This is a genomic window from Streptomyces sp. NPDC096136, assembly GCF_044763325.1.
GTDB lineage: Bacteria > Actinomycetota > Actinomycetes > Streptomycetales > Streptomycetaceae > Streptomyces.
The window spans coordinates 139648-165551 of record NZ_JBIWFZ010000011.1; the positions used below are offsets into that span (position 1 = coordinate 139648).

The window sequence follows — 25904 nt, forward strand, 5'->3', positions numbered from 1 at the left end:
GTGGCCTCCTCAGTAGCTGGTGACCGCCGGCTGCGCCAGGCGGACGTCGGTCCCCGCGAGCTGGGCCTTGGTGATGCCGTTCGTCGAGCGCGTCACGGTCATGCGCTGCGGGGACAGGACCGTCCAGTTCGCGAACCGGTACTCCGTGGTCGCGTTGGTGTTCCCGGAGAACGCACCACCCCCGATGCCGACCTGACCGGTCGCGATCGTGCCGCTGATCGCGGTCCGGTCGAGTTGCCATCCGGCCGGCTCGATCGTCCCGGTGGGCCAGATGCGCATCAGGATGCGGTGCCCGATCAGCCTGATACGCACCTCGTATTGCTGGCCTGCGGTGTAGGCGAGGCTGGTACTGACGGACGTGTCGATCAGCGTGCTCCCGACCACGGCTGACAAGCCGATTGTCCCGCCCACGCCCCATTCGACGCGGGCGCGGTAGCAGGAGCTGGCACTCGACCAGCGCATCGCGAGCGACGTGACCATGCTCGCCCCGGTCGCGACCGCGTTCACGGACACCGTGCAGCGGATCTCCGTGTCCGCGCACGTCTCGGCCACGGTCTGCATGCGCAGCGTGGTCTGGCTCGACGTCGCGGTGATCAGTCCGAGCCCGCCGGAGACAGACCGCTCGGACCCGGTCCCGCCGGTCACCGTGTACGTGTGGCCGTCGGATGCCGTGCCCCAGCCGCCCGCGGCGACCGTCCGGGCGAACGTGTCCTCGGCCAGCGAGGCGGCCGCGGTCGCGGTGACGACCTCCCCGCCGAGCTGCACATCGAACGGGAACTCGGCCGGGTCCTGCGTCCACCGTGGGTTGCTGCTGTCCACGGTCTGCGCGGTGTGGACGAGCAGCGTCGTCGCCGACGAGGTCGCGTCCAGGCCGAGGATCGCCCCGTCCGTGTCCGCCCGCCCGTAGCTGGCCACGTCGGCGACGGCCACATTCCACGGCCCGGCCGGCGAGCAGTTCAGCACGACGTCCCAGCTGTTGGGATGCCCGATCGTTTCGGTGTAGCCCTCGACGATCAGATCGATCGGACCCGGGGGCAACCAGGACGGCGGGTTGACGATCTGGATCCGGTCCCCGACCTCCAGCATCACGATCGCGGGGATCAGGCTCGGCGCCGCGGCCAGGTTGATGTGCACGGTCGGGTAGCGGGCCCCGTCCCAGGTGCCCATGTACAGCAGCCAGCCCGCGATGTCCGCCGGCTGGCTGTCGGAGGCCAGGCTCAGCGTCTGCGCCTCGTTGTAGGTGCCGACCCCGTTGGGCGGGGCCTGTACCGACAGGGGCCCGGTGGTGGCTACCGCGCGGGCTGCGGACCCCTTGTCCCGGGTGATCGTGATGTCGTTCCGTACCCGCTGGTCGTCGTCCACCGGCTCCAGCGGCGGCGCGACGTGCCCGTTCTGGGCGTAGTCGAGGGTGAGCGCCACCGGCTGGTTGTAGAACTGGTTCCGCGCCCGGTAGCTCAGTCCGAGGCGCTCACGGTCCTCGTGCAGGACACCGAGGTCGGAGTCCGCGCACTGGCCGAGCAGGGACAGCAACGTCGCCGACTGCTGCGGGCCCATTGCGGTGTCGGCCTCGTCGGCGGACGCAGGGACTCCCTCCTCGGTGCACAGCCGCAGCACCCGGGCCCCGGCGTGCTCGGCGATCCACCCGTTGTCCGCGCCCTCGTACACGTTGACGTACGCGGTGGTGCTGCTGGGGACGACGGCGAGATGGCCGAGCGCGACACCCTCGGTCTGAGCCGTGTACACGGTGCTGATCCCGGTGACGATGCCGGCCGTCGCCGCGACGGTGGTCTCGCCCGCTTGCCGGATCCCGTTCACGTCGACCCAGCCGAGGTGGAACGTGACGTTTCCTCCGGATTGGGTGGCCGTGACCTCCAGCCGGTTCCACCGGCCGAAGAAGTTGTAGCCGGCCGTCAGCAGGGCGATGTCCCAGAGGCTGGACCCGCCGGCCGCCGAGTACCCAGAGAGGTAGGCGCCCGTGCTGTCGACCCAGACCACGATCCGCTGCGCGGTCCCGGTGGTCGTGAAATCGAGCAAGGGCGTGATGCTGGCGGGCGGCCCGGCCCAGTTGTAGACGCAGCCGACCATCCACTCCCCGGTGGACGCGTACGCCGGGACCACGCCGAGGATGCTTGCCGAGGCTGTCAGCTTCGGGAGCGGATCCGACCCTGTGAGCGTGTCGGCCGAGGCGTAGTCCAGGCCGGTCGTGGCCAGCGGAGCCACCCCGGGGACCGGGCTGTACGCCTGCGTGGAGTCGCGGCCGTCCTCCATCGGCCAGTACGCGACCGGCGGGATCAGCGTGGAGATGCGCCGCCGCAGCGGGGACGCGAGCGGCTTGGCACCTTGGCCCAGGCGGCGCAGGATCCCCGATGCCTCGACGGGGACGTAGATGTCCCGGCCGGACTCGTCCCAGCGGGGCGGCCAGGAGGACACCTCCGCGTAGAGGCGGTACTCCCGCGCGGTGATGACCGAGGCCCCGGCGACGGACCACGTGCGGCCGGCCGAGTCCGACCAGGAGGTAGTACCTGCGGACAGGGCCCGGACATCCGGCGCGGCCACCACGGACCCGCCGATCCCCGATCGGACCTCGGCTCGGTGCAGACGGCCCCGGAACGGGGACCGGGTCACAAGGGAGGACACGACCTGCGTCGGGCCGATTTCGAGGGCCGCGCTGCTGTTGAAGATGGACGTGGTGCCGGCGGCCGTGACGCTGCTGACGGCGGTCCAGGTTCCGGCCAGCGAGTCGGACGTGTACAGCGTGACGGTGCGGCCGGACGACCCATTGTCGACATCGAGGACGACCCGCAGCGCCGCGCGCCGCGGCAGCTGCGGCAGAGGCCAGCTCGCATTGACCGCGTCGGCGGACAGGCCCGTCGGCGACCAGACGAAGAACAGAGTGCCGCCCTGGAATCGCAGGATCCAGGAGCGCTGCCCGTCGGTCCCCCATTTCCCGATCAGGGTCTGAGGACCGCTTTCCTGCCACCGGGCGGTGGCCTCGATGCGGATGTCGATGTCGCCCGTGATGTCGATGCTGGCATGGTCGGGAGTGGATATCGCGTCGCCCGGGCCGCCGGCCATCGCGAGGTACGACTCCGCTGCGGGGACCGAGAACCGCACTGGGGTGTTGCGCCCGATCAGCCCGTAGTTGGCGCTGCGCGGGTTTTTGGGGCTGTACTTGTTCTGCCGGTTGTCGAGCTGGAACGAGGCCCGCGCCGGGTCCACGCGGGCGCCCTCGTCCTGCCGGCCCCGCTGGATGCTCAGCGGGGCCCGGGCGTACAGGTCCCCGGTGATGTCCGTCCACACCCCGCCGATCTGCATCTCGGCGAGGAGGTCAAGCGGGGTCTGGGGGAACGCCATCGGGGGCGGCTCCTCTCACTGGCCGTACGCGGTCTGGACGATGCCCGACCCGACGAGGCGGACGGACTTGCGGATCGCCGTGGCGAACGCGGACTCGACAGTGCTGTCGACGACAAGGCGGACGGTCACGGGGGTGGTGCCGAAGCCGGGCCGCATCAGCGGAGCCGCGCCCGCGCCGCCCATCTGCTGGCCGGCGCTCACCGCGAGCCCGGAAGCGGGCGGCTGGACGAGCCCGGACATCGCGTCGTCAACGTCGCCCTGGCGGGACTCGATGCCGACGACGACACCGGCCGGGATCCACTGGCCGATCTGGTCGGCCATCAGCTTGGACGGGCTCGCGATGCCGAGGGCCTTGGCGATCGGTCCGGGGATGAGCCTGCGGGCCCAGCCGATCAGGGTGGAGCGGAGCCAGGCGCCCATGGACTGGATGCCGCGCCAGAGGCCGCTCACGAGGTCGCGTCCCTTGTCGACGAGGAGCCCTCCGAGCCCGGCGAGTTTCTGGCTGATCATCGAGGGGAGAGTCGCGATGAAGATGATCATTTGGAGCGCCTTGTCCCGCACGCCTGCCTTGATCGCGTCCCAGTGCTTGATCATCAGCCCGATCGGGGTGAAGTTGAGGAACGCGTTGTAGATCATCCCTGGGATGCCCTGGATCCACGCGATCAGCCCGTCCCACGCAGCCACCGCCGTGGACTTGATCGATTCCCAGTGGGAGGCGATCAGCCCGACGAGGGTGAAATTCATGAACAGCTGGATCACGAAGTTCACGAAGCTCTGGATCTTCTGCCAGACCCAATCCCAGGCCGCACCCGTCCACGCCTTGATCTGGTCCCAGTACGCGACGATCAGCGCGACCAGCCCCGCCACGGCCATGATGATCCAGCCGATCGGGCCCATCGCGATCAGCCACTGGGCCGCCATCACCGCCGCCCACGCGACCGCGCGAGCGGCCATGAGGAGGAACTGCATCGCGGCCACCGCCCCGGCGCGGAGGACGGCCAGGACCCACGTGCCGATCGAGGTCAGCGCCGAGCCGACCCACGCGGCCGCGGTGGTCGTTGCCGAGGCCACGGCCCCCGCGGCGATCTGTACGTACGCGCCGAGACCGATCGCGGACATCCGCAGCCAATTCCCCATCACGGTCCAGGTGGACGCCGAGATGATCGCGTTCGCGCCGGCCACGATCGTGGACACCGCGGAGTAGACCATCATGGCGCCCCGCACGACGAGGACCGTCGCAGCCAGCCCGAGCAGCGTGTACACCAGCGGCTGAAACACGCCCTGGTGCTGCATCGCGAAGCTCACCATCACCCCGCCGACCTCGGTCAACTTGACCATGGTCTCGCGCTTGAACCTCTCCAGCGCGGCCGCCGGAGTGTCCCCGATCGTCTTGGCCATGTCGTCCGCTGCCCCGGTCACGTTCCCGAGCGCGTCGACGGCCTTGCTCGGGTCCAGGGCGTACAACGCCCGCCCCAGGTCCTCTGCCTGCGTGCCGAACAGCCCGACGGCCGCCGCGGACTGGGCCACCGGGTCCTTGATGCCCCGCAGGCGATCCAGCACCAGCTGAAGCGCCGCCTTGGCGCTGTCGCCGCCCTTACCGATCCTCGCCATCATGTTGTCGGCGTCCAACCCGAGAGCCTTGTACGCGTCCGAGGCGCCCTTCGACCCGTCGATGGCCCGGATGCTGAACTCCTTGATCGCGTCCGCGACGAGGTCGGCGTCCCGCGCGCCGGCGCGGAGGCCCTGGGAGAGGAGACCGGTTGCGGTCTGCCCGTCCAAGCCGAACTTTTTGAACTGGACGCCGTACTCGTTCATGGTGTCGAGCAGGTCATCGGCCTTGTCGGCGCCGGACTGGAACCCGCGGGTGAGGATGTCGAGCGCCTCGTTCGCGTCCTTCGCGAGACCCGTTTTGATCATCTGGCCGACGGCCTTGGTGACTCCGCCGAGGTCCTGATCGAAGGTCTGCGCGAGCGCCATCACTTTCGTGGTTACGCCCTCCAGGCCGCCCTGGAGATCGCTGGTGTCGCCGATCTGCTGGTAGACACCCTTGATCGCCTCGTTTACCTCGGCGGTCGACTCGCCCCACGCGCCCGCGTACACGTGCGCGGACACCTCGGCCAGCTGCGCGGCCTCCTCCGAGCCCACACCCAGCTGCGCCGCGAGCTTGGCGTTCGCGGCCCCGGTGTCGAGGCTCGCCGCGATGCCCGTTCCGAGCGCCGCCCCGACGCCGGCGCCGATCGCGGCCGCGCTCGCGGTGAACTTCTCGGACACCTTGTCCATGACGCCGGACGCCCGGTCGCGGGCGATGAGATTGAAGACGAGCGAGGTGTCCGAGGCCACGGGTTCACCTGCCTCTCTTCATCTGCTCGTTCGCATCGCGCTGGGCCTGCTCGTAGCTGTCAAGCCAGGCGTGGACATGCTCGGCCTCCTCAACGTCGAGGAGGCCCCACTCCCAGGGCCGGATGCCCAGGAGGTGGGCCGCGTCGCCGAGACGTCTCAGGCGACGATCGGCAGCTCTGCTTTTCCCGAACCCTCGGGGTCCTCGGGCAGCTTTGCGATCTCCGCGTCGAGGCCGGCCAGGATCGCGTCGCGCTGCTCCGGAGCCGCGTGCTCGGCGGCCTGGTCCCGGATCGTCTGGAGCTCCCCGCGGGTGTGCTCGAGGGACAGCTCGTCCCAGGCGAAATCGACGTCGGTGAACTTCGTGGTCGGGTGGTCCCGCTTGAGGAAGATGTAGAGGAGCGCCCGCCTGCACAGCGCGTTGCCCTTGAGGACGGCCTGGGTGAAGTCGGAGAAGTCCCGGCCGGTCAGCTTCTCCAGGGCCTCCCGCTCTGCCGACATCAGCCGCTTCGGGTTGTACGTCCACCGGGTGGGCTCGTCGGAGCCATCCGGCTGGTAGATCAGGTACATCGGTGTCCCCTATCTGGCCCGGTCGGCGAGGCGCCGGGCCATCGACTCCATCGCTTCGTGCACGGCGGCCGTGTAGCGGTTCGTGTCGCCCTCCATGGCCCGGTCGAACCACAGCGTCTTGCCGTGCTGCTGAACCCACGGCTCGCGGCCGTAGGTGAGGTGGCGCCAGCCCCGGGCGCGGTTGGTGCGCTTCGGCGCGTTGGCGAATCCGCGCACGTTGCGGGTTTTGAAGGCCTTGATCCGGGCGCCGGACCAGTTCCCGCCGAGCTTGACCTCGGGCCGGATCTTCTTGGCGATGGCAGAGCGCAGCGCGGGCGCGGTGCCCGGGCCGCTGCTGGCCATCGCCATGATCCCGGACTTGGCCTGAGCGGCCGCGGGCTTCAGCGCCTCGCGCATGTTCCTCGCGAGCTCCTTGCGCAGCTGCTTCCCGTCGGACTCCTCGCGAAGTGCCCGGGCGAGCGCGTCGAGACCGTCGTACGTGACGGTGACCTCGAACGGCGGGCCGCCGGCCATCAGGACGTGGCGCGGGTGACGGCGCCGCTCGTCGGGAAGGTCACACCCACGGACGCCTCGTCGCCGACCGACCCCTCGATCGGGTTCCAGCCCTTGATCAGGATGCTGCCCGTGTACTTCGGGTTGGACGTGCCGACCACGGCCTGATCAGCACGGACCTCGAAGCTCACGACCGAGCCGAGCAGCGGCCACATGATGCTGTCGATCTTCGTAGCGGCCACGTCCTGGAGGAACTCGACCGCGAGTTCCGCGCTCTTGAGACCGCCCAGGACAGCCTTCCATCCGAGGCTGCCGTAGGTGGTGATGTCCTTGTCCTCTACCTCGACGCTCAGCTCGGCCTTGCGGGTGTAGTCGGACAGGTCGACCCCGTTGATCGCGAGGTACTGGGAGAGAAGAACCATCTTGGCCATGGGGTCACCTGATTCCGAGGCTGGTGGCGAACATGAACGAGGGGGAAGTGCCGCTGATGGTCCAGGCCACGCGGTACCAGGTGTCCGTGATGGCGCCGCCCGTGGTCCGCAGAGCCTCGCCGCCGGCGGCCGTGGCCGCGGTGAACGTCAGCTGCGTAGTCGGCGCGGCGAACGCGTTGCTCGGCGCGGACTCGACCCGAGCCGTGATGGACGGGGTGGTGCCCGCGACGGACAGCACGTGCAGCGCCGCGTACAGCCGCCGCCCAGCGGTGACCGCGCCGAGCTGGACCCCGGTCCCCGTGCCGGTCGACGTGCGGGCGGTGCCGGCCGGGTGGGCCATCTGCCCCCGCACGAGCGGCCAGGACGAGGCGCCCTTGCCCGTCCACGGGGCGACGTCGCCGACGGCGCCGCCGAGGGCGTAGCTGGCGGTGAGGCATTGCGTGATGTACGCCAGGTCGCCGACGGCCGCGCCGTCCGGGCAGGTGGTCCAGGGGCCGACCCCGCCGAGGCGCGCCCACATCGCGTCGTCCACCTTCGTCGAGTCGCCGGCCTCCCACTGGCCCTCGCCGCTCACCTCGGCCGAGCCGAGGCCGCCGATGACTTCCTTGTACCCGGCGGAGAGGTAGTTCGTGGTCTCCTTGTCCTCGATCTCCGAGGTCAGTTCGATCTTGTTGGACGCGCCAGTCAGGTCCGCGCCCACCGCGTACAGACGGCAGTTGAGCAGCACGAACTTGCTCACGTCAGCTCCTTCCGTCGCCGATGATGCGGATGATCAGCTCGGCCCCGACGTATTGCGTGCCCTGGTGCTCGTACCAGCGGTAGCCCTGCACGCGGGTCACATGGAGGTCGTGGGCCAGGCCGCCGAGCGCGTACTCTCCGGGCGCCCCGCGGGCCGCTTCGATCGCCGCCTTCAGCGACGTGGGCCCGGACCCGGCGAGCAGAGCGTCCAAGGTGCGTTGCGCGGACGCGTCGTCCGCGCGGCCGACGAGGACACGGCAGGTGAGCTCGGCCTCGTCGAGCGCGCGGCCCATCGCCTTGTCGAATTCGAGGCTGTACTCCGCAGCGAAGAAGCAGGGGGCCGGGACCGAGTCGGGCGTGTACCCGAAGCACGTCAGCTTCCCGATTCCGCTGGGGAGGACGACCGTGCGGGCCGCGGCCGCGATGGCCTCGCGGATGGCAGACATCTGCATCGCCGTCCCCCTATCCGAAGCCGGGCAAAACGAAGTGCTCGATCAGCCCCCACACGTCGGGGTCCCGCCGGGAAAGCCGGACGACGCCCCACTCGGCGGAGCCGGTCACGCCCTCCGGGCTGTCCTTGCGCTTGAAGAGGCGTGCGGCCTGGATGAGGGTGGCCTGCACGATCTCGTCCGGTACGGCCGGCCATCCCCACCGTGCAGTGACCCGTACCCGGGCCGGGCCGGTGCCCCATCGGCCCGATGCACGGATCAGTGAGGTGATCGGGCGGCCTCGGGCGAGTGCGTTTTCCGGGCCGGTCTCGTAGTCGCTGAGCGCCGTCCACGTTCCGGCCGAGCCGGTCTCGACCGTCACCGGGTCGGCACCTGCGTCGTCCAGGAGGAGCCGGGCGCCGCCAGTGTCGTTGACGGTGCGGTCGGCGGGCCGGTAGGTGCGGGGGCTGGCGACGGGGTCGAGGTAGAAGCGTCGGCCGGTCGCGGTGTCGATGCTGCGGGACGCCGCAGCCAGAGCAGACGTCAGGAGCACGTCCCGGGATGTGTCGCTGTCCTCCACGCCGAGCATCTGCTTGAGCACGGACAGGGCCGCGTACTCGTTGGCCACAGCCGCGCCTCACTCTCGGATGATGTTGCCGTCCGCGTCGCGCGGCTTGCGGGGCCGCCCCCGTCCACGCCGTTCCTCGGCCGCAGGGATGCCCGCGGCTTCGGCGTCCGGGAGCGGGGCGGACTCTGCCGCCGGGGCAGTCGCGGTCTCGACCGCGGGCACGTCGTCGACGCGCTCGGCGATGCCAGCCCCGACGAGGTGTGCTGCCTCGGCCGTGGGCAGCTCGGTGACCTCGCCGCGGCGGGGCCACGGTTCGCCGTTGCGGGTGCCGGACATTTCGACGGTCATACGGATGCGCATCGGTGTGCCCCTCTCAGTGGACCGGCGCGTAGCGGGGGGAGCCGAGGAGGACGCCCGCGGCGAGCATGCCGCCGGTCGTCGAGGTGGAGGTGACGACCACGACGCGCAGGTACCGCCGAGAGGCGAGGACGCCGACCTCGAATACGGTGTCGTCGTTGACCGCGACGATCGTGGGCGGCGAGCCCTGGAGCTGGGCGGCGGCCACGGGCGCCCAGCCGGTGGACCCGTCGTCGGAGTCCTGGATGGCCACGGCGTGCGAGCCGTCGGTGATCGTGCCGGTCGAGATGAGGACCACCGCGTCCTGCATTCCGCCGTTGACGGCCCGGTCGACGGCCACCCCGTTGGCCGTGCCGTCGGTGCGCGCGGCGGGGGACAGGCTGCGCTGGAAGGAGGTGTTGTTGTACGTGGACACGAGGTCTCCTATCCGGGCAGGGCGGCCCAGGGGACGGGGGCCGCCCTGCCGCGGGCTCTTAGGGGGTGCCGCCGGTGAAGGTCTTGATGGCGCCGGTCAGGTCGACGAGCGCGGCGTCCGCGCGCATCAGCGCCCGGAAGGTCACGAGGTCGTTGCCGAACGCGAACTCGTCGGACCGCTCGAAACGCACGCCTCCGGCGAGGCGGACGAAGTACTGCGAGAAGTCGCCGAACGCGATGCTCTCGGCGCTCGCGGCGATGGCCGGCATGTTCGGGTCGGTCAGGACCGGCTTTCCGAGGATGGTGTCCGGCTGGCCCGCGATGACCGAGGGCTGCCAGATGTACTGCCCCTCACTGGTCTTGATCTTCCGGACCGCGCCCGCGGTGCCGTCCGCCATGAGCCAGCGGCACGCCGACGACATGCGGTACGGGGAGATCACCGAGTGGAACAGGGTGATCAGCAGGTCGGCGCCCTGGCCTGCGGTCGCCTGGGATCCGAACCCGCCGACCGGGGTGGCCGCGTTCGGGCCGGTGGCGCCGGCGGACGCGTCGGTCAGGATGCCGCGGGGCTTGGACGAGCCGTCGCCGGTGATGCAGTGCGCGCCGAACGCGTTGCCGAGGGCGCGGCCGGCCTGCATCGCGAGGTAGCCCTCCAGGTCCACGCCGGTGTCGGTGAGGAGCTCGCGGGAGACCTGGATCAGGGTGCCGTACTTGTACGCGCCGAGCGAGACCTGGCCGAACGCCGGGTCGGACTCGCCGATCGCGCCGGCCTCGGTGACGATCGCCGCCGAGCTGTGCGCGGTGGTCTTGGGGACCTGAATGACCTCGCCGCTCGCGGTGTTCAGGACGGTGGCACCGGCCTGGAGGATCGCGGACGTCTCGATGAGGTGGGCCACGAGCCGGTCGTAGAACGAGGTGGGGACCGTGGCGCCGCCGGCGCCCGAGCTGAGCTTGGACAGGTCACGGAAGTTGACCGGCCCCGAGGGCCGGACGTCGATGGCTCGCGGGCCCTCGCCGCGCAGGAACGAGCGGAGGGCTACGTCCGCCTGCTCCCCGCCTGCGCCGCCGCCCTGGGTGACCTGCTTGCGGGGCTCGCCGCGCAGCTGGGCCATCGCGTCCTCGGCGTCCTTCGCGCGCTGCTCGCCGTCGAGCACCGCCTTGATACGGACGTCGAGCGCGTCGAGCTCGGAGTTCAGCGCGATCCAGGACTTCTCTTCCTCGCCGGAGAACGCACGGTTCTCGTCGGCCGCACGGTCGGCCAGCTCCTTGGCCTGCTCCCACACGTTCAGGCGCCGCTCGCGCAGCTTCTTCGCCACTTCAGACATGATCTTCTACTCCCGTCGGGTCTGGCTGAACGGGAGCCCACGACGCCCCGCACCTTCAGGTGCCGATGGCCGGCGCGCGCTGCAACCGGCGGTCGTCTGATCACTGCTCCGTGCTGCGTGTGCCGACGGGGTTTCCAATCGGCAGGCCCGGCCGGTTGCCGGGCCCCCGCCGCTAGGCGGGCACACCTCGTGCTCGTGCTGCCCCACGCTCAGGCGTAGGGGTCCTGCTTGCGGGCGAGGAGCGCCATGCGGGCGGCCGCGCCGTAGCTCGTCTTCTCCTGGACCTTGGGCTTGCCCGTGGTGCGGTCGGTGCGGACGAAGAAGCGGCGGAGCTCGTCCTCGTCGGCGAGCTTGCGCACCTCCTCGAAGTCGGCGCCCATGTGCCGTGCCAGGGATCGCAGGCCGGCCGAGCTGTCCGGGTAGGCGGGAGTGTTGACCGGGGCGACGTCGACGAGCTGTACCCGCAGCAGGGTGCGCATCGGGAACCCTTGGTCGGTGGTGCCCCACTCGTCCTCGATGGTGCGGAAGGCGAACGAGGACTTCCGGACGTCGCCGCGCTGGACCAGTTCGAGGATGTCGGCGCGGGCTCGCGGCGGGTCGACCTCGTAGTCGAGGCCGGTCCCGTCGAGCATGAGGCGCAGCGTCCCGGACCCGGTGGAGCCGAGGAGCATGTTGTCGTCGTGGTTGTAGCGGGCGATCACGTCCGGCCAGCCGTCCCCTCGGGAGGCGTTGAACGCGGCCGGGTCGACGACCTCGACGAACCCGCCGAGGTTGCTGCTCTGCCGGTTGAAGACGGCTGCGTACCCGCCGATGGTCTTCGTGTCGCTCTGGGCCCGCAGCTCGACGGGCACCTTGGTAAAGCGCCGCTCGGTGTCGCTCACCGGGGCCTCCTCACTGGGGTTGGGGTTCGCCCGCGGGGTTCCCGGGCTGGGGCTCGGCCGCGGCCAGCAGGGCCACGGGGAGGTAGGTGTCGCCGTGCTGGCCCGCGGGCAGGGGAGGCAAATCCTCGATGGCGCGCACCTCGTCGCGGTTCCGCCAGCCGTCGCGCAGCGCCACGGAGTGCGCCTGGTAGCGGGTCATCAGGTCCACACGCACCATGGAGTCCACGTTGAACCGGACGAACTCGCGGCCCGGCATGAGCGCGGACAGCTTGGCCTCCAGCCGGGACAGCCACGGCCGCAGCGTGAACGCCACGAACGCGTTCGCGTTCTGCTCGACGTTGGCGTACGTCATGCTGCCGCCGGAGTCGCCGCCGACCATCTCAGGAGGGACGCCGTAGATCGCGGCGATCTGGGACGCGTTAAGGCGCATGGTCTGGATGAATTGCGACTCCTCCGGGCTGACCTTGAGCGCCTCGAAGTCCCAGTCGGATCCGAACACTAGCGGCTTGCGCGCACGGACGCGGGCGGCGAGCCGGTCACTGATCTCGTCGGCCTCGTCCGGGTTCAGGGCCTTGGCGCCGTTCTTCATGGTCCACGGCGGGGTGCCCCCGTTGTCGAACCAGGACAGCCCGTACTCCGTGGCCGACAGGCCGACCCCGATCGTGTGCGCGAAGTAGGCCACCGGGGAGAGGCCAACAACCTTGCCGGGCATGACCACCCACGGAATGTGGACGATCTGCTCGCGCGGGACCTCCACGCCCTTCCAGTAGTAGATCGGCATGGTGGGTTTGCCCTCGTCCACCCACACGTCGTCGGGGTTCAGCCACTCGATCGAGGTGGGGAATCCGAAGTCGTCCCATGCGGTGACCAGTCCGTACGCGTTGCCGCGCAGGGCCAGGGACACGACGGCCTTGTGCAGCCACTCGAACAGGTTGTCCCGGGCCGCCGGCTGGAACAGCAGCGACGGGACGAACGTCAGCATTTCCCTGGAGGCGCCGTTCTTCCGGTACGTCTGGAGCGGCAGGGAAGCAATCGAGTCGGCGAGGATTCGCACGCACGCGAACAGCGGGATCAGCTGGAGCGCCCGGGCGGCGGACGCCGAGGAGGCGGAAGAACTGCCGCCGCCGAGCCAGGGCAGGGAGGTAATCGCCCGCTTGCTGACCCCGCCCATCCAACGGAACGGCGCGGCCAGGGCATCGCCCAGGCGCCGCCACCCCCCAGCAGAGCTCTCCGGAGGTGTCCCGGGGTACCAAACCCCGTCAGGGCCGAGAGTCGGCATGGCTCCTCCTCACAGCACCGAGTCGAGTACGTCGTAATCGGCCCGCACCAGCGGGCCCCGGGTCAGGAGCGCCCACCGGGCGAGCGTCACGGCGACGAGCGGCGACACGTCCACCAGGGAGCGGCGCCGGTCCAGCACCCACGCGTCCCCGACCGGGCGGGTCATCGCCCCGTTCACCGCCGCCGTCAGCGGGGCCTGGTCGATGTGCGCCACGCTGCCCTGGTTCAGTGCGTCGGCCAGCTGTCCGCAGGCTTCGACGATGTCGTTGGTCCGGAGCACCACCAGGTGGCCGTACTCCGGGTTGTCCTTGTCGGCTGGCACGTCGACCCCAGCGGCGACAAGGTCGTCTACGAGGGAGCCGGCCGGGGACCCGGCGGACGCGATGGCCACGGCGACCGGGCGGTGCAGCTGCCGCAGCCGTACGACCGCGGGCACCACCCAGTCCGTGCCGGCCCGGCGGTCCACGACCTCCAGGTGCAGGCGCCCGTCCGGCCGCAGCCCTGCCAGGCCGATCGTCGCCGTACTCCGGTCCTGCGACACGTCGACCGCCAGGGCCAGCTCGGCACCCGGGCGGGACCGCTTGTCGGCGAGCCCCGGCCACGCCGCCTTGGGGACGTTGGGGTCGCTCGGCGGCGCGGCTTTCCGCGTCCGATTCAGGTACGCGCGGTCGAACTCCGCAGGGTCAAGTTTCTCCAGCTCGGAGCGGATGACGGCCTCGGTGACGGTGTGGCCGAGCGCGGGCAGAGCGGCCGCCCACGTGGCCGGGTCGTCGCGCGGCATGTCGTCCGGGGCGAACCACTCGAAGTACGCCACGGTCGGCCGTACGTCGGTGGCCCACAGCTCTTCGATCGCGGCCCGCCCGGCCGCCCGCTTCTTGTTCAGCCACACGCTCTTCTCGGTGCCGCCGGCGGACGCCCACCACAGCTGGGCCATCGGCCGGGTCAGCATCGCGGGGCTGAACGCCTGCTCCAGCCGGTCATCCTCGTGCGCGAACGCCTCGTCGATGACACCAAGGTCGAGCGCCGGGCCGTGGCCCGCCTTCTCGGTGTTCGCGGTGATGCCGAGCTTCGAGCGGGTCCGAGTCCAGAGGATGGCCTCGTTGCCGTTGCTCTTGCGGGCCCGGACCCGGGGCGCCAGCGAGGAGCCTTCGAGGGTGACGAGGAACTCGTCCTCCCAGCGCTGCCGGGCCATCCCGCGCGTCTGCGCCGCGTAGACCACGTTCTGCCGCTGCCACGCCGCGATGCGGTGCGTCATCAGCGCGAGGATCTGCTGCGTCTTGCCCTGCTGCCGGGGCACGGACAGCCCGACCTCGCGGTGCGCGAACAGCCCGGTCGCGGGGTTGATCTCCAGGCCGACGTCGAGGACGTATCGCTGCCACGGCATCGGGGTGAACCCGAGGGCCTCCATGACCCGGCACGCCGCCGGGCCGAGGCTCGGCCACTCCGGGCGCCGCGGGGTACCCCAGCGCGGCGGGCAGGTCAGCCCGTACCGCTCCAGCAGGTCATCGGAGAACTCACTCGGGGGCTGCCAGGTCTCCGAGGCCGTCGTCGTCGTCATCGGCGGCCCGTCCCTCCAGCAGCTGGGCGAGCGTCAGCCTCAGCTCGCGGGAGAGGTTGGGCAAGAGCTTGGTGTCCTCGCTGGGAAGGAGGTCGATCTCGGCGGCGAGGCGGTAGGCCAGTTCGGTGAGGGACGGCTCGACGCCGACGAGGTCGCCGAGCGCTTCGACGTCCTCGCGGACGGCTTTCTCGACGGGGCCCATCCGGCCACCTCCAAGATCATCCCGGTGGCATCCGGCCCGGGGGGAGAAAAATAAAAGCTGGGCGCGGGGCTGGGAAGACGATCTTCCCAAAAAATCGGGCGAGCCTCTGACCTGCGACTTTGTGATCACTGCGTTTGTGCAGGTCAGAGCCTTGTCGAGTGCGGGTCAGGGTTAGGTGTACCAGTCCCTCGACGTGGTCAGGCCGGACGGTCGGGCCCGGGCCCCCTTCTCCCCGTTGCAGTTCCGCCCGCAGGTCGGGCAGCGCCGGACCCCGTGGGCAGGCAGCCAGTTGGCGATGTCCTCCGGGTCGGCCCCGCTGGCGATGGGGACGACGTGGTCGACGACGTCGGCGCCGGGGTGGCCGCAGAGGTGGCAGACGTCGGACTCGGCGAGTAGGCGGGCGCGGGCCTTGCGGTAGTGGTAGGTGGTGAGGTCACGTCGGCCAGCCATACCCGCTCCTCCCTGCCGTGCTAGATCTGACGCGCTGCGACGATGTCCGGATCGGCGTCCACGATGGCGCGGGCTGCGATACGGATGTCTGCTGGGAGGGCATCGAACGCGGCCTGGTAGCCGTGACGGACGACGCGGCCCTTGATGTCGTCGGGCATCGACGCGCGGGTGGCTGCCGGCATCGCGTCCGCCAGGTCCCGCATGGTGATGGCGGCGATGAGCAGTTCGGCGGCGGCGTTGACGAAAGCGTCGTGTTCGGTCATCTGCTCATGGTGGCATGGCGGGTTGCCGCCCGGGGCCCTCGTCCCGGACGGCCGTTCCCGCGCCCACCCGCCCCGGGTGGTCTGTGGGGTGGTCAGTAAGTGGGGCAGATCGCAGTGTGCGCAGCGGCGAGGATCTTCGTTGCCGTGGCGAGCCCGTGCCCCTCGGGGTGAGTGGGGCTGGTCCAGCGTCGGTTGGTCTGCTCGACCTGCTTGGCCTGGTCCCCGGGGAAGCTCTTGATGGTGCCGCAGGTGTCGATGCCGCGGCTGACGGCCTTGTCGTCCTTGCCGTGCACGATGTCCTTGTCGATAGCGTTCAGGCTGGCGAGGAAGGCCTGGCGCTGTGCGCCCTTAGGTTCGGCGGGCAGGCCGGCTGCGGCCCGGGCCGCGTCAGGGTTGGCGCTGCCCCCGCTCGGGCCTGGTGCTGGCTGAGCGGTCCCGGTGTCGCGGACCCAGGACGCGGACGGGCCGGGGCTGGCGGTGGTGCTACTGCCGCATCCGGTGAGTGCGAGAATCCCGGCGGTGGCCAGGACGGTGACGGCGTGGTGTGTGCGCATCGACTCATGCTCGCGGGGGCCGCGGCGGCGTGTGGTGGTCGTGATGTGTCTGTGACGCACGAAGGCCCCGCACGGGGCGGGGCCTTCGGTCTGTTTTTGGGCGCGTTGATGTCGCGCTCCCTCAGGATGGGGTACGGCGGCTGGTTTTGCAACTGGGTGCAGAGAAGGGCCCCGACGCTTGGGGGAGGAGCGGCGGGGCCCTTCGTGGTGCGCACCGGCGTGTGCAGTGTGGGAGACCGGTGCGCCCCCTCCAGGTGGTGCGATCAAGCTACGCCTGAGGCGACTGAAACAACACCCCTGAAGTGGCTGAATATCGTCCGTTGTTGGGGTGGTGGGTGACAGGCGGCCCGGGAGACTGGGCGGGAGACGGTGGGAGACGGCGCGGTAGACGTGCAGGTCAGGGCGCGGGAGACGGGACGGGAGACGCCCCCGGGGTGGTCGGCCGGGGAGTGGTGCTGACGGCCTCCCGGCGGACCCCGCGCGTGGGGGTCCCGGCCAGCTTCAACTTGGGGTCCACGGGGATGCCCAGGGCCTCGACGCGGCGGCGCAGATCGCTCACCTTCCACGTGGGGTGGTGGCCCCGCTCCTGGAGGTAGGCCAGGACCGTGGACAGATGCACCCCTGCGGCGTCCCCGATCAGTTCCCGGAGGAGCCCCCGCATGTCCTCCGCCGGGTCGCGGATGGCGACTTCCTCGGCCGCTTCCGGGGAAGGCTGGGGAGCGGCCCGCCAGATGACCCAGCACCACCAGGGGACGGCCAGCCACAGGAGGCCGGGGGCGGCGCGCACGATCCGCCACGCCAACAGGGCGGGCAGGGCCAGGAGGGAGGCGCGGAGGGCGCGGCCGCCGAGGGAGTCGGCGGCGCGCACCCATCCGGCTGTCGCGGCGGTGTAGCGGGTCAGGACGATGGCGGCGCCGCGGCATAGCCGCTCGGCGGCGGGCTGGAGGCGGGTCACAGGATGCCCTGCGCTTCGAGTGCGGCGCGGGCGGCTGTGCCGATGCCGTTGGCGACGCCGGGAAGCCCGTTCAGCAGGTTGGCCACGCCGGCGGTGGCGCAGAGCGTGGCTCCGCAGAACAGGCCCCCGGCGGCCCGCTTCTTGATCTCCTTGCTGGAGGCCCTCCAGGCGAGGGCGAGCGCGAAGGCCAGGAGGAAGACGACCACGCCGCCCTCGGGGCTGAGGCTGCCCATGGAGCCGCTGGCCAGCCCATCGCTGCGGGTACCGGTCGCTCCGGGTACGGCTCGTTGCCCGGTGCCGTTCGCTGCCTGTACGGAGCAGCCGGCGAGGAAGCCGAGGAGGCCGCCGGCACACACGGTGGCGAGTGCGCCGAGGGTGAAGTGGATGGCGAACGGGCCGATCGTCTTCGGCTCCCACTTCGCCTTGTGCATGGTGCGGACGTTGGCGTAGAGAACGGCCAGGCTGATGGCCGATCCGGCGAGGGTCAGGGGGGTGCTCACAGGTGTACTCCGGTGACTGCGGTGACGATGTCGTAGGGGTGGACCATGCCGACGGTCCCGACGAGGGAGACGGCCAGGGCGGTGCGGGTCAGAATCCGGGGCCGGACGTGGTCGATGGCGAAGGCGGCGCCGACGGAGCCGAGGGCGAGGATGTACGCGGGCAGGAGGCCGGCCTCGGTGCGGCACTCGGTGAGGGCCTCCGCCCAGCCGGTGGCGAAGCTGTAGCCGTGGGGCCCGAGCGGGATCACCGCGAGGGCGGCGCCAGCCAGGGTCGTCCACGGTCGGGCCCAGGCCCACAGCCAGGACCAGTCGTAGCGGGGCGTCGGCTCTGGCGTCGGGTAGACGACATCGAAGGTGACGCGGACGGCGAGCGGGGCCGGGTCCGGGTCGGGCGCGGAGTACCAACGCGGTTCCGCCGGCGGCGGGGGCGGGGGAGGCGGCGGGCCCACCCGCCAGGGCGGGACTTCGCCGGGCTCCGGCGGCCGTGCGGGGAGCGGCGCGCCGGGCGGGATGATCTGCGTGATGTGGGCCTCGGTCATGACGCCCTCCTGGGAAGCTGCGCTTGGATGCGCTGCGCGCGGCGCTGGCCGATGCGCAGCCCGGACTGGAGTGCGCGCAGAGATACGGGGCGGCCGGTGGCTGCGAGTGCGGCTGTGTTCAGCTCGGCTGCGTCCGCGAGGAGCTGCGCATCCGCATCCGGGTTGGGGATGGTGGTGACTGAGTGCGCATCCGGGGTGGCTGCGGCCTCGACTGCATCCGGTGCCTGGCCTGCGGTGGGTGCGGCTGCACCCGGCTGCGCTGCTGCATTCGGGGCGGCTGCGGCGGGCGGCTGCGGTGCCGGTGCAGGGGGCAGCTGGGGCGGCGAAGCGACGGCGACAGCCTCGTCGGCTGCGGCCTCGAATCCGGCCTCCGGCTGCGGCTGCACGGGTGGGAGTGCGGGTGTAGTCGTTCCGCCCAACATGGACGCGAGGGCTGCATCCGCGCCGGAGTGCAGTCGAGTGCGCTGCACTCCGACCAGCTGCGTGCCGAGCTGTGCATCCCCGACGCCGACGCGGCGGATGAGTCGCCAGGCGCGCCGTTCGGACGTCCAGCGGACGGCGCGGCTGGGGTGGCCGGCGGCCATGGCCTTGAGGGTGGCAAGGCGTTGCACGGTCTCCGCGTTGCGGCGGATGGCTTCGGCGTCGACTCCCGTCCGGTGGATGACGATTCGCCGGGCGAGGAGGCCGAGGCCTTCGGCGGCCGCGCTCATGGCCATGGGGGTGACGGCGTAGACCGCGGCTTCGGTGAGGTCGTCGGCTGCGCTGATCCCGGTGGCGGACGCGGCGACGGGTGCGGCCCACAGGCCGAGGCGGACGACGGCGGGTACGGCCTGGCCGAGCATGGTGAGGCCGACGACGAGGAGGGCGAGGGTGAGGGCGACGCCCTCGCCGGCGGCTACGACGCCGAGGGCGGTTTCGGAGCGGCCGAGTTCGGCTCGGATGTTGGTGTAGGTGCCGAGGCCGCCGGCGATGCCCGCACCGACCATGGGGATTGCGGTGCAGATGAGGATGAACTGTTGGCCGCGGGTGAGGCGGTCGCTGGTCACGTGGTGCTCCGGGGCGTGCGGGGCCGGGGCCGCGCGCGGGTGGCCAGCGCGGGCCCGGCCGATCGAGGGTGGGTCAGGCGCGGGTGGGGCCGAGGAGGAGGGCGTATTCGCCCCTGGTGATGTCGCGGGTGATCTCCGGCATGGCGGCGAGGAGGTCGCGGGCCAACTCGTCGGCCTCGTCGGTCCAGTCGAGGATGTCGACGGCGTAGCGCTGGGCGATGGCGAGGCGGGCGACGTCCGTCATGACGTGCTGGGGGCGTCGGCCGGTGAGGCGCTTGACGGCGTAGGCGAGGCCGGCGCGGATCCGGTCGTCGCGGGTGGCCTGGCGGAGGTGTTCGTCGGGCTGGGAGAGCTGGGTACGCTCGGGCATGGCTGTTCCTCCTGGTAGGCAGGTGGGGCGGTTGGCCTCGGCGGAGCTGCGAACTCCGCCGGGGCACCTGGTCTACGGCTGGATGTGCTTGGAGCAGTACCGATGCCCCGTCATCCGCATCCGTCGGCACTTGAGGTCTTGCGTGGTTGATGCCCCGCACCAGCGCGAGGGGTCGTGTGCGGCACACACGCGCTTGCCGTCCTGGGCGGGGTTGATGCAGGCGTATCCGTTGCTGCGAATTGCCCCACAGTGGGGCTTCACTTCGACTCGCAGCGGGGGCAGAAGGTGTACAAGTGGGCGTACTCGCTGGCCTCACGCTGCGCCCGGGTCTTGAAGCTGAAGCCATCGCCGTAACACCAGGGCCGGAAGCGCTTGTTGCAGACCGCCCGGCCGTTCTCGGATGCCTCGGTGAACTTGTGCAGCAGCATCCGGTGGCTGGCCACGGTCCACGGAGCATTGTCCTCCGGCTCCTCCTCCGTCTCGACGGCGGACACGAAGCGCGTCGGGTAGTTGGAGACATCGCGGTACCGGTCGTCGAGCACGGCGACGTACCCCGGCGCGGTGTGGATGTGGGCCACGCTGCCCGTGACCAGCGGCTGTCCTGGACGCGTGACGACGACCGCCTGACCCTCCGCGAATCCCTCCGGCGCCGGGGCGTCCACCAAGACCAGGCGGACCGAACGGCCGTCGTTGTACTCGATGGCGTAGTCGGTGCGGGTGATGGAGGACATCTCGCGAACCGCCCTGCGGCCAGGACCCATCATGGCCGCGTTGATCTCGGCCTGGCCGGTCTTCTGGTCGACGGTGGTGATGGTGCCATTCTCGGTGCGCTCGTAGACCTTGACCACGGGGCCCCTCCTCGTTGGTGGCTCGTCAACTAGCTTGGCCAATCGCCTTGACGATGTCAAGCGGGTTGGCCTACCTGGTTGGCTGATCGCGTGGCATCATGTCCGGCATGAACACCACCGCCCTTGACGCAGCCGCCCGGCGCTACCGGCGTGCCGAGGCAGCCCTCGACAAGGCGCGCGCCGAACTCACCGCAGAGGCGGTCGCCTGCCTGCGTTCCACGGACGAGCGGGGCGCGCAGGCCGAGGTGGCCCGGCGCATCGGCTGGTCCCGGGAGCGGGTCCGGCAGATCATGGCTGCGGCCGACGCCGAAGCTGCGGCGCCAGCGGCCGAGTAGTTGCGCGCACACCGGGCCCCCAGTCGCTGGCGGATCGGGGGCCTCGTACTGCCGAGGTCAGCCGGCGAAGGGGCGCAGCGGGGTCCGTTCCTCGGCGGTGGCCCGCTTCCATTCGGCCGCGATGAACGCGAGAGGGTCCTCGGACCAGTCGGCCCAGCCCGGGTCGGTGGCGGTGACGCGGCCGTCCATGAGGGCATCGTCGAGCAGTACCTCGCCGAGCACCCGTGCAGTTCCGGCGTGCTCCGGGTCGCCATACTGCGCGGCGCCGGCCGCGATAGTGGCCGCGTTGCGGAGCCGCCAGGCGTACCGGTCCGCTCGGCTGAGGGTGTCAGGCTGGCCGGGCTCCGGCGTGGGGTATTCGAGCTGCTCGCGCGTGACGGCGTAGATCCAGGCGAGGTCTGTGAGGTCCGGTTCCATGTGGACGAGCCTGCCGTAGATCCTCTGCCGTGTGCGCGGGATCGGCGCAGCTGTCCGGATGCGTCGGGAGCCGTCCGGACGCACCGTAGAGGCATGCCCGACCGTGCTCGGATCGTCGTCCACCCGCCCGCCCCGACCGGCGGCCGGCGGGTCGTCGCGCACATTCACGCGGAGGACTCGATCCTCGGCACCGCGTACACGCTGGCGGACGTAGCGGAGTTCCTCCGGAGGATCGGCGTGGACGATCCGGACGCCGTCCTCGCGGCCGGGGACCCGCTGATGGAGTGGCGCGGCGGCGGGCCCGAGGTGTGGGCCGCGAGCCCCAACGAGCCGCCGGGCGCCGAACCGTAAGATCACGCGGTGGCAATCGAACTCCCCAGCGAACTGATCAATCTCCAGCGCGAGGCCAACCTCGCCCGCCAGCAGGCAACCAGCAGCGAGTACAGCCCGGCCGGGTGGAAACCCTGGCTCGACGCGGTGGACGCGGTACACGACGCGGTGACGAGATACGCCAAGGAGACGGGTCTCCCGCGGCACGAGGTGGAGCAGGCGGTGAAGGCGGCGGCGAAGGCCTCGGAGGCCCCGCCCGAGGGTTCGGACGGGGCCGGGGCCGAGTAGCTACGCGGCTGCGGGCTCGGCCAGGGTGAGCGACCGCGCGCAGGCCCGACACACCAGGCTCGGCGGCCGCCCGTCGCCGCCCTCCAGGAGCAGCTCGTCCCCGCAGCTGCACGCCCGGCCGGTGCCCACGCTGCGCCGGCGGATCCCGAGGGCGTGCTCGACCCGCTCGGCGGCCCCGGAGGCGACCCGGGCCACCTCGTCCAGCTCGCCCCCGGTGAGCGGCCGGAAGGGCCCGGCGTCGCCGCGGACGCGGGCAGCGAGCCAGACCGCGGCCTGCCGGCCCGTGCGGGTGCCGACGAACGGCCACCGGGCCGGGTCGGTCGAGTCGGCCGCGGACAGTGCGTTACGCCGGTCGCGGTCGGCGGGGGTCCAGCCGCGGGCGGCCCAGTCGGCCGGCGCCGGGCCGACGGCGGAGGACTGAACGCGGGCGGCGAGCTGGTCGGCGAGGGCGACGAGGACGGCCTCGACGATGCGGATGGTGTCGACCACGTGGAGGCGGACGGGCGCGGACCTGTCCGCGGGGTCGTACTCCTCAACGGTGCGCAGGTAGGCCTGGAGGCTGGCGGGCGGCCACGCGTCGTGCGGGCGGCTGGTGCGGAGGGCGTGGAGGTCGTCCCAGTGGCGGGCGACGAGCTGAAGGGCGGCGATGGCGTTCACGTGAGACTCCTGGGGCGGTAGGGGTACGGTGGTGGCCACCTGGGGGCGCATCCGGTCTGTGGCGGACGGAGGATGCGCCCCTTCTGCATGCTCAGCTCACGATTGGGGCCCCTGGGGGTCTAGGGCGGCGCGCAGCTCGTAGGCAGCGCCGCCGTGGGTACGCAGGACGATCCAGTTGCTGGCGAGCTGCCGGACGCGGGCGAGGGCGGCCTCGGCCTGCTCTGCGCGCTGCTCGGCCGCCTGGACATCCGCGACGGCGCCGGCGTAAGCCCGCTTGTTGCTGCGGCAGACGGCGGTGAGGGTGTCGATCCGGGCGTACAGCTCGTCGAGGGCGTCCGAGGTAATCGTGTCGACGGTGTGCCGGGTGGGCTGGCCGGTCATCGGCTGCTCCCGTCGGGCTGGGTCTCCAGGACGTAGCCGGTGCGCCGGGGCTGGCCGGCCTTCGTCGTCGGTTTGGTGTGCAGGGTGCGGGCGAGGATCTGGCGGGGGCGCTTGCCGGTGTCGGCGTCGACGACGTGGGCGCGTGCGTCGCCGGGCGTGTAGGCCTCGATGAGGATGCGCCGGCCTTCGTCGAGGGGGTTGGTGGCGCGGTAGGTCTGGCCGGGCTGGATGGTCATCGGTGGTCTCCGTGTCGGTCGGTGCGGGCCCATGACGGGGTGTGGATGGCCGCGTGGCGGCCTCGGCGGGGCGGAACGGCCGTTCGGGTGTCCCGCCCCCAGTACGCGGCGTGGGGGGCGGCGTGGCGGGTCGCGCGGGCCTGCTGTTCGCCGTGCCGGACCGCGCGGCCGAGGAGCAGGCCGAGGACGAGGGACGCCAGGGTCATGACGGCGAGGCTGGCGAGGACGAGCAGCAGGGCCAGCACGGCTACTCCTCGCCCGCGGCGCGCCGGGCGAGGTGCTCGTCGCAGTAGAGCGGGCCCTCGGTCGCGGCGGCCGGCAGGCACTGGCAGCGCTGGGCCGGCGGGGAGATGTTGAGCGCGTGGAGTACGGCGTTCAGGACCGTGTCCGGGTCGGCGCCCTCCTCGCCGGCCGCACCCTCGATGGCGTGCCAGGCGGCCTCGTGCTCCAGCTCGGTCAGGGTTCGGCGGCGGTCCGGGCGGACCCCGACCAGAGCGGCGGCACGCATCGCCGGCGAGTCGCCCGGGAACCGGCGGGGCTGGTGCTGCGCCACGGCGTACGCCGAGTCGCTCGCGATGGCCCGCTGGCCCGCGATGACTTCCTCCAGCAGATCCAGCGGGATGCACGCCTCGGCGTGGCCGGTGGCGCTGCTGCCGACGCCGAAGCGGATCGCGGGCCGGCCGTCCGGCGTGCGGCCGGGCCAGACGGCGAGGTCTTGCCCGCCGGGGCAGGACAGGATGAACCCGGCCCGCGGGAACTTGGCGAAGAGGTCGGCGGGTTCTGCGGTGAGGTCTTCGTAGGTCGTGGTCTCCACGACGATGCGTCGGCGGCATGTCGTGCCGTCGCGCCACGTCGGCCGGGTCTCCGTGAGGTGGGCCAGCTTCTGGGCAGCGGCCTCGCGGTCGTTGAACGGCAGGCCGGAGACCCATTCGCGGGCGAGCGGGTCGTAGGTCTCGACGTGCCAGCGGACGCGGGGCGGGTGAGCGGTCATGTTGCGGTCCTTCCGGGTCAGCGGGTGGCGAGCTGGCGGTCGACGCAGGCGGCGACGGCCGTGCAGCGGTGGCCCTCCGGGGTGCGGCTGAAGAGGCGGGTGCCGATCCGGCCGCAGCGGATGCAGCGCTTCAACTCGGGGCCGGCCGGGCGGGCGGGCTCCGGCTCGGGCCCGTCGAGGAGGTTGGAGGTGTTCTGCACGGACACGGTGGTCCTTCCGGTGGATGCTGGTGGGGTCGGCCGCCCCGCACTGCCCGCGGAGCGGCCGACGGCTCGGTCAGATGCGGTCGGGGTGCGAGGCGATGTCCTCGTCGGCCATGGCCCGCAGGCACGCCGCTTCCGGGTCCTCGTTGGCCTGGACCCCCGCCGCTTCCTCCCGGGACGCGGCAGCGATCACCTGGAGCTGTGCGAGCAGCCGCTCCAGTTCGGTCAGCGGCAGCCCGGACCCGTTCGGGTCGGTGCGGAAGTAGATGCCGGGCGTCCCGTCGTCGAACAGGGCGGTGCTGATCAGGAGTCGGTCGCCGTCAATGTCGGTGTGCGTGAAGCGGCTGGGGTGCGGGACGGCGCCGGTGGGGGTGAGAGCGATACGGATCTCGTTGGGCATGAGGGCTTCTCCTTGTGCGCGCGAGGACGGGGGAACCGGGTTCAGGCGGCGTTGGGGTGGCTGCGGGCGGCGTCGAGGCGGGAGGGGTGCGGGGCCCGGGCGCCGGATCGCTTGGTTTCGGGGTCGCGGCCGGGGGTGGTGCGGCGGCCGCGGCAGGGCTGGTTCACAGCGGCGGCGCACCAGGGGCAGGGGACGGCCAGGGGGTCGGGCTGGCCGGTGTGGATGATGCGCTCGCGTTCTGCCCGCGCGGGGCGGTAGGCAGCGAGCTGGTCGCGGACGCGGTCGGGCATGTACCGGCCGACTGCGTCGAGCCGGGCCTGTACCTCGTCGGGGACCGCGGCGGGGCCGGTGATGGCGGCGAGGGGGGTGGGCGGCTGCTGGCCCATGATCACGGCGTGACGTTCGGTGCGGAGGGTGTGCATGAAGCCGGCGATGTCGTCGGGGTCGAGTTCGGGGTAGTGGGTGGGTTCGAGGGTGCCGGTGTGGCGGTTCATGCGGTCGCGGACGTGGGCGCGCCAGCGGCCGGCGATGTCGGAGGGCTTGATGGGGAACGGGCTCTCGGCGTAGTGCTGGCCGACGGCCCACATGGCGAACTCGGCAGGGACGTCGACGAGGACGCCGGCCCAGAGCGCGGCGAGGCCCTGGAGTTCCTGCCGGTCCTCGGGAAGGATCCGCGGGTCCGCGTAGGAGACCTGCTTCAGGAGCTGGGGAATCTGCTCGGGGTTCACGGGTTTCCTCCTGCTGCTCGGAGCTGGGCGGACAGTTCGTCGAGGTAGTCGCGGGCGGCGTTGCGGCGGGCGGCAGCCGGGCTGGACGCCGGGGCCGGTACTGCGCGGCGGACGGGGAGGCGGTGGACGCCGTCCGGGTCGGGTGCCGGGGCTGGCGCGAGGTCTTTCCAGCCGGGGATGAAGTAGCGGCCGTAGGTGATCTGCCGCTGCTGGCACTGCTCCACGGCGAAGCGGGCGAGGCGGTCGACGCCGTGGCTCTTGATGAGGGCGTGGATGACGAGCCATTCGTCGGAGCGGACGTTGCCCCAGCGGAGGGTGTCGTAGCCGGCGCGGCTGATGGTGTCGACGAGGTCGCGGGCGAAGGCCGGGACCGGGCCGTCGGCGGCTGCGGTGGCGGGCTGCTCAGGCAAGCCCTCACTCCTGGTAGGAGTGGTTTGGTGAAGGGGTACCGATTCAGGACCGGTAGGGGTCTCGATTCGG

General features: G+C 71.7%; 37 protein-coding genes. 3 read left to right on the plus strand and 34 right to left on the minus strand.

Translation table 11 applies throughout. The annotated features are described in order from the left end of the window. Positions 1 to 9: 9 nt before the first annotated feature. From ACIRBY_RS23180 to ACIRBY_RS23295, 24 genes are all read right to left on the minus strand, one after another. Positions 10 to 3354: a hypothetical protein gene (locus ACIRBY_RS23180; protein ID WP_403903249.1), complete on the minus strand. Its 3345-nt coding sequence runs from the start codon at positions 3352 to 3354 to the stop codon at positions 10 to 12. A gap of 15 nt (positions 3355 to 3369) precedes the next feature. Beyond that, positions 3370 to 5694 carry a phage tail tape measure protein gene (locus tag ACIRBY_RS23185; protein ID WP_403903251.1) on the minus strand — a complete coding sequence of 775 codons (2325 nt, stop codon included), beginning with the start codon at positions 5692 to 5694 and terminating at the stop codon, positions 3370 to 3372. A gap of 156 nt (positions 5695 to 5850) precedes the next feature. Then, a complete protein-coding gene (locus ACIRBY_RS23190) occupies positions 5851 to 6261 on the minus strand; it encodes a hypothetical protein (RefSeq protein WP_403903253.1) in 411 nt (136 codons plus the stop codon). Positions 6262 to 6270: 9 nt separating this feature from the next. Beyond that, on the minus strand, positions 6271 to 6774 hold the full coding sequence (locus ACIRBY_RS23195) for a hypothetical protein (protein ID WP_403903255.1): 504 nt from the start codon (positions 6772 to 6774) through the stop codon (positions 6271 to 6273). Continuing rightward, positions 6774 to 7184 carry a hypothetical protein gene (locus tag ACIRBY_RS23200; protein ID WP_403903257.1) on the minus strand — a complete coding sequence of 137 codons (411 nt, stop codon included), beginning with the start codon at positions 7182 to 7184 and terminating at the stop codon, positions 6774 to 6776. Before ACIRBY_RS23200 ends, ACIRBY_RS23195 begins: the two co-directional genes overlap by 1 nt. A 4-nt stretch (positions 7185 to 7188) precedes the next feature. Further along, positions 7189 to 7923 (minus strand): hypothetical protein, encoded by a 735-nt coding sequence (locus tag ACIRBY_RS23205; protein ID WP_403903259.1) that lies wholly within the window; start codon positions 7921 to 7923, stop codon positions 7189 to 7191. Between the two features lies 1 nt (position 7924). Next, a complete protein-coding gene (locus ACIRBY_RS23210) occupies positions 7925 to 8374 on the minus strand; it encodes a hypothetical protein (protein ID WP_403903262.1) in 450 nt (149 codons plus the stop codon). Positions 8375 to 8384: 10 nt separating this feature from the next. Next, positions 8385 to 8978, minus strand: coding sequence for a head-tail connector protein (locus ACIRBY_RS23215; RefSeq protein WP_403903264.1), 594 nt, complete (start codon positions 8976 to 8978; stop codon positions 8385 to 8387). Positions 8979 to 8987: 9 nt separating this feature from the next. Beyond that, positions 8988 to 9278, minus strand: coding sequence for a hypothetical protein (locus tag ACIRBY_RS23220; RefSeq protein WP_403903267.1), 291 nt, complete (start codon positions 9276 to 9278; stop codon positions 8988 to 8990). Between the two features lie 13 nt (positions 9279 to 9291). Further along, complete coding sequence (locus ACIRBY_RS23225) at positions 9292 to 9690, minus strand: hypothetical protein (RefSeq protein ID WP_403903270.1); 399 nt, start codon at positions 9688 to 9690, stop codon at positions 9292 to 9294. Between the two features lie 58 nt (positions 9691 to 9748). Beyond that, a complete protein-coding gene (locus ACIRBY_RS23230; protein ID WP_403903272.1) occupies positions 9749 to 11014 on the minus strand; it encodes a phage major capsid protein in 1266 nt (421 codons plus the stop codon). 209 nt (positions 11015 to 11223) lie between these two features. After that, positions 11224 to 11895 carry an HK97 family phage prohead protease gene (locus ACIRBY_RS23235; protein ID WP_403903274.1) on the minus strand — a complete coding sequence of 224 codons (672 nt, stop codon included), beginning with the start codon at positions 11893 to 11895 and terminating at the stop codon, positions 11224 to 11226. Positions 11896 to 11905: 10 nt separating this feature from the next. Beyond that, positions 11906 to 13066: a phage portal protein gene (locus ACIRBY_RS23240; protein ID WP_403903277.1), complete on the minus strand. Its 1161-nt coding sequence runs from the start codon at positions 13064 to 13066 to the stop codon at positions 11906 to 11908. 117 nt (positions 13067 to 13183) lie between these two features. Then, on the minus strand, positions 13184 to 14731 hold the full coding sequence (locus ACIRBY_RS23245) for a terminase large subunit domain-containing protein (RefSeq protein WP_403903280.1): 1548 nt from the start codon (positions 14729 to 14731) through the stop codon (positions 13184 to 13186). Further along, on the minus strand, positions 14688 to 14933 hold the full coding sequence (locus tag ACIRBY_RS23250; RefSeq protein WP_403903282.1) for a hypothetical protein: 246 nt from the start codon (positions 14931 to 14933) through the stop codon (positions 14688 to 14690). The genes ACIRBY_RS23245 and ACIRBY_RS23250 overlap by 44 nt, the downstream gene beginning before the upstream one ends. A gap of 171 nt (positions 14934 to 15104) precedes the next feature. Further along, on the minus strand, positions 15105 to 15383 hold the full coding sequence (locus ACIRBY_RS23255; RefSeq protein WP_403903284.1) for an HNH endonuclease: 279 nt from the start codon (positions 15381 to 15383) through the stop codon (positions 15105 to 15107). Between the two features lie 20 nt (positions 15384 to 15403). Then, on the minus strand, positions 15404 to 15646 hold the full coding sequence (locus ACIRBY_RS23260) for a hypothetical protein (RefSeq protein WP_403903287.1): 243 nt from the start codon (positions 15644 to 15646) through the stop codon (positions 15404 to 15406). Positions 15647 to 15738: 92 nt separating this feature from the next. Then, a complete protein-coding gene (locus ACIRBY_RS23265) occupies positions 15739 to 16200 on the minus strand; it encodes a hypothetical protein (protein WP_403903289.1) in 462 nt (153 codons plus the stop codon). 397 nt (positions 16201 to 16597) lie between these two features. Next, the gene (locus tag ACIRBY_RS23270; RefSeq protein WP_403903291.1) at positions 16598 to 17155 is read right to left on the minus strand and encodes a hypothetical protein; all 558 of its coding nucleotides are present in this window, start codon (positions 17153 to 17155) and stop codon (positions 16598 to 16600) included. Beyond that, entirely contained in the window at positions 17152 to 17655 is a 504-nt protein-coding gene (locus tag ACIRBY_RS23275; protein ID WP_403903294.1) for a hypothetical protein, read from the minus strand. The genes ACIRBY_RS23270 and ACIRBY_RS23275 overlap by 4 nt, the downstream gene beginning before the upstream one ends. Continuing rightward, positions 17652 to 18194, minus strand: a complete 543-nt coding sequence (locus ACIRBY_RS23280) for a hypothetical protein (protein WP_403903296.1) — start codon at positions 18192 to 18194, stop codon at positions 17652 to 17654. The genes ACIRBY_RS23275 and ACIRBY_RS23280 overlap by 4 nt, the downstream gene beginning before the upstream one ends. Further along, on the minus strand, positions 18191 to 19240 hold the full coding sequence (locus ACIRBY_RS23285) for a hypothetical protein (protein WP_403903299.1): 1050 nt from the start codon (positions 19238 to 19240) through the stop codon (positions 18191 to 18193). The genes ACIRBY_RS23280 and ACIRBY_RS23285 overlap by 4 nt, the downstream gene beginning before the upstream one ends. Positions 19241 to 19313: 73 nt before the next feature. Next, the gene (locus ACIRBY_RS23290) at positions 19314 to 19610 is read right to left on the minus strand and encodes a hypothetical protein (protein ID WP_403903301.1); all 297 of its coding nucleotides are present in this window, start codon (positions 19608 to 19610) and stop codon (positions 19314 to 19316) included. 257 nt (positions 19611 to 19867) lie between these two features. After that, the gene (locus tag ACIRBY_RS23295; RefSeq protein WP_403903304.1) at positions 19868 to 20458 is read right to left on the minus strand and encodes a hypothetical protein; all 591 of its coding nucleotides are present in this window, start codon (positions 20456 to 20458) and stop codon (positions 19868 to 19870) included. A 107-nt stretch (positions 20459 to 20565) separates the two neighbouring features. Here ACIRBY_RS23295 and ACIRBY_RS23300 point away from each other — a divergent pair, with 107 nt between their 5' ends. Beyond that, the gene (locus tag ACIRBY_RS23300) at positions 20566 to 20793 is read left to right on the plus strand and encodes a sigma factor-like helix-turn-helix DNA-binding protein (protein ID WP_403903307.1); all 228 of its coding nucleotides are present in this window, start codon (positions 20566 to 20568) and stop codon (positions 20791 to 20793) included. Positions 20794 to 20850: 57 nt separating this feature from the next. Here the strand turns inward: ACIRBY_RS23300 and ACIRBY_RS23305 are convergent, their stop codons facing one another. Continuing rightward, positions 20851 to 21210, minus strand: a complete 360-nt coding sequence (locus ACIRBY_RS23305) for a hypothetical protein (protein WP_403903310.1) — start codon at positions 21208 to 21210, stop codon at positions 20851 to 20853. Positions 21211 to 21303: 93 nt separating this feature from the next. On the opposite strand from ACIRBY_RS23305, the gene ACIRBY_RS23310 reads away from it, so the two are divergent. Both ACIRBY_RS23310 and ACIRBY_RS23315 read left to right on the plus strand, forming a co-directional pair. After that, a complete protein-coding gene (locus tag ACIRBY_RS23310) occupies positions 21304 to 21561 on the plus strand; it encodes a hypothetical protein (protein WP_403903313.1) in 258 nt (85 codons plus the stop codon). 9 nt (positions 21562 to 21570) lie between these two features. Beyond that, positions 21571 to 21828: a hypothetical protein gene (locus ACIRBY_RS23315; protein WP_403903315.1), complete on the plus strand. Its 258-nt coding sequence runs from the start codon at positions 21571 to 21573 to the stop codon at positions 21826 to 21828. Here ACIRBY_RS23315 and ACIRBY_RS23320 read toward each other — a convergent pair whose 3' ends face one another. The 9 genes from ACIRBY_RS23320 to ACIRBY_RS23360 all read right to left on the minus strand — a co-directional run bounded on the left by ACIRBY_RS23320 (position 21829) and on the right by ACIRBY_RS23360 (position 25834). Next, complete coding sequence (locus ACIRBY_RS23320; RefSeq protein ID WP_403903318.1) at positions 21829 to 22485, minus strand: hypothetical protein; 657 nt, start codon at positions 22483 to 22485, stop codon at positions 21829 to 21831. A 96-nt stretch (positions 22486 to 22581) separates the two neighbouring features. Further along, a complete protein-coding gene (locus tag ACIRBY_RS23325; RefSeq protein ID WP_403903321.1) occupies positions 22582 to 22866 on the minus strand; it encodes a hypothetical protein in 285 nt (94 codons plus the stop codon). After that, the gene (locus ACIRBY_RS23330; RefSeq protein ID WP_403903324.1) at positions 22863 to 23102 is read right to left on the minus strand and encodes a hypothetical protein; all 240 of its coding nucleotides are present in this window, start codon (positions 23100 to 23102) and stop codon (positions 22863 to 22865) included. The genes ACIRBY_RS23325 and ACIRBY_RS23330 overlap by 4 nt, the downstream gene beginning before the upstream one ends. Continuing rightward, a complete protein-coding gene (locus ACIRBY_RS23335; protein WP_403903327.1) occupies positions 23099 to 23347 on the minus strand; it encodes a hypothetical protein in 249 nt (82 codons plus the stop codon). Before ACIRBY_RS23335 ends, ACIRBY_RS23330 begins: the two co-directional genes overlap by 4 nt. Positions 23348 to 23349: 2 nt before the next feature. Then, entirely contained in the window at positions 23350 to 24093 is a 744-nt protein-coding gene (locus ACIRBY_RS23340; RefSeq protein WP_403903330.1) for a hypothetical protein, read from the minus strand. Positions 24094 to 24110: 17 nt separating this feature from the next. After that, positions 24111 to 24299 carry a hypothetical protein gene (locus tag ACIRBY_RS23345; RefSeq protein ID WP_403903333.1) on the minus strand — a complete coding sequence of 63 codons (189 nt, stop codon included), beginning with the start codon at positions 24297 to 24299 and terminating at the stop codon, positions 24111 to 24113. A gap of 70 nt (positions 24300 to 24369) precedes the next feature. After that, complete coding sequence (locus tag ACIRBY_RS23350) at positions 24370 to 24696, minus strand: hypothetical protein (protein ID WP_403903335.1); 327 nt, start codon at positions 24694 to 24696, stop codon at positions 24370 to 24372. Between the two features lie 41 nt (positions 24697 to 24737). Then, the gene (locus ACIRBY_RS23355; RefSeq protein ID WP_403903338.1) at positions 24738 to 25424 is read right to left on the minus strand and encodes a hypothetical protein; all 687 of its coding nucleotides are present in this window, start codon (positions 25422 to 25424) and stop codon (positions 24738 to 24740) included. Then, the gene (locus ACIRBY_RS23360) at positions 25421 to 25834 is read right to left on the minus strand and encodes a hypothetical protein (RefSeq protein ID WP_403903341.1); all 414 of its coding nucleotides are present in this window, start codon (positions 25832 to 25834) and stop codon (positions 25421 to 25423) included. The genes ACIRBY_RS23355 and ACIRBY_RS23360 overlap by 4 nt, the downstream gene beginning before the upstream one ends. Between the last annotated feature and the right edge of the window lie 70 nt (positions 25835 to 25904).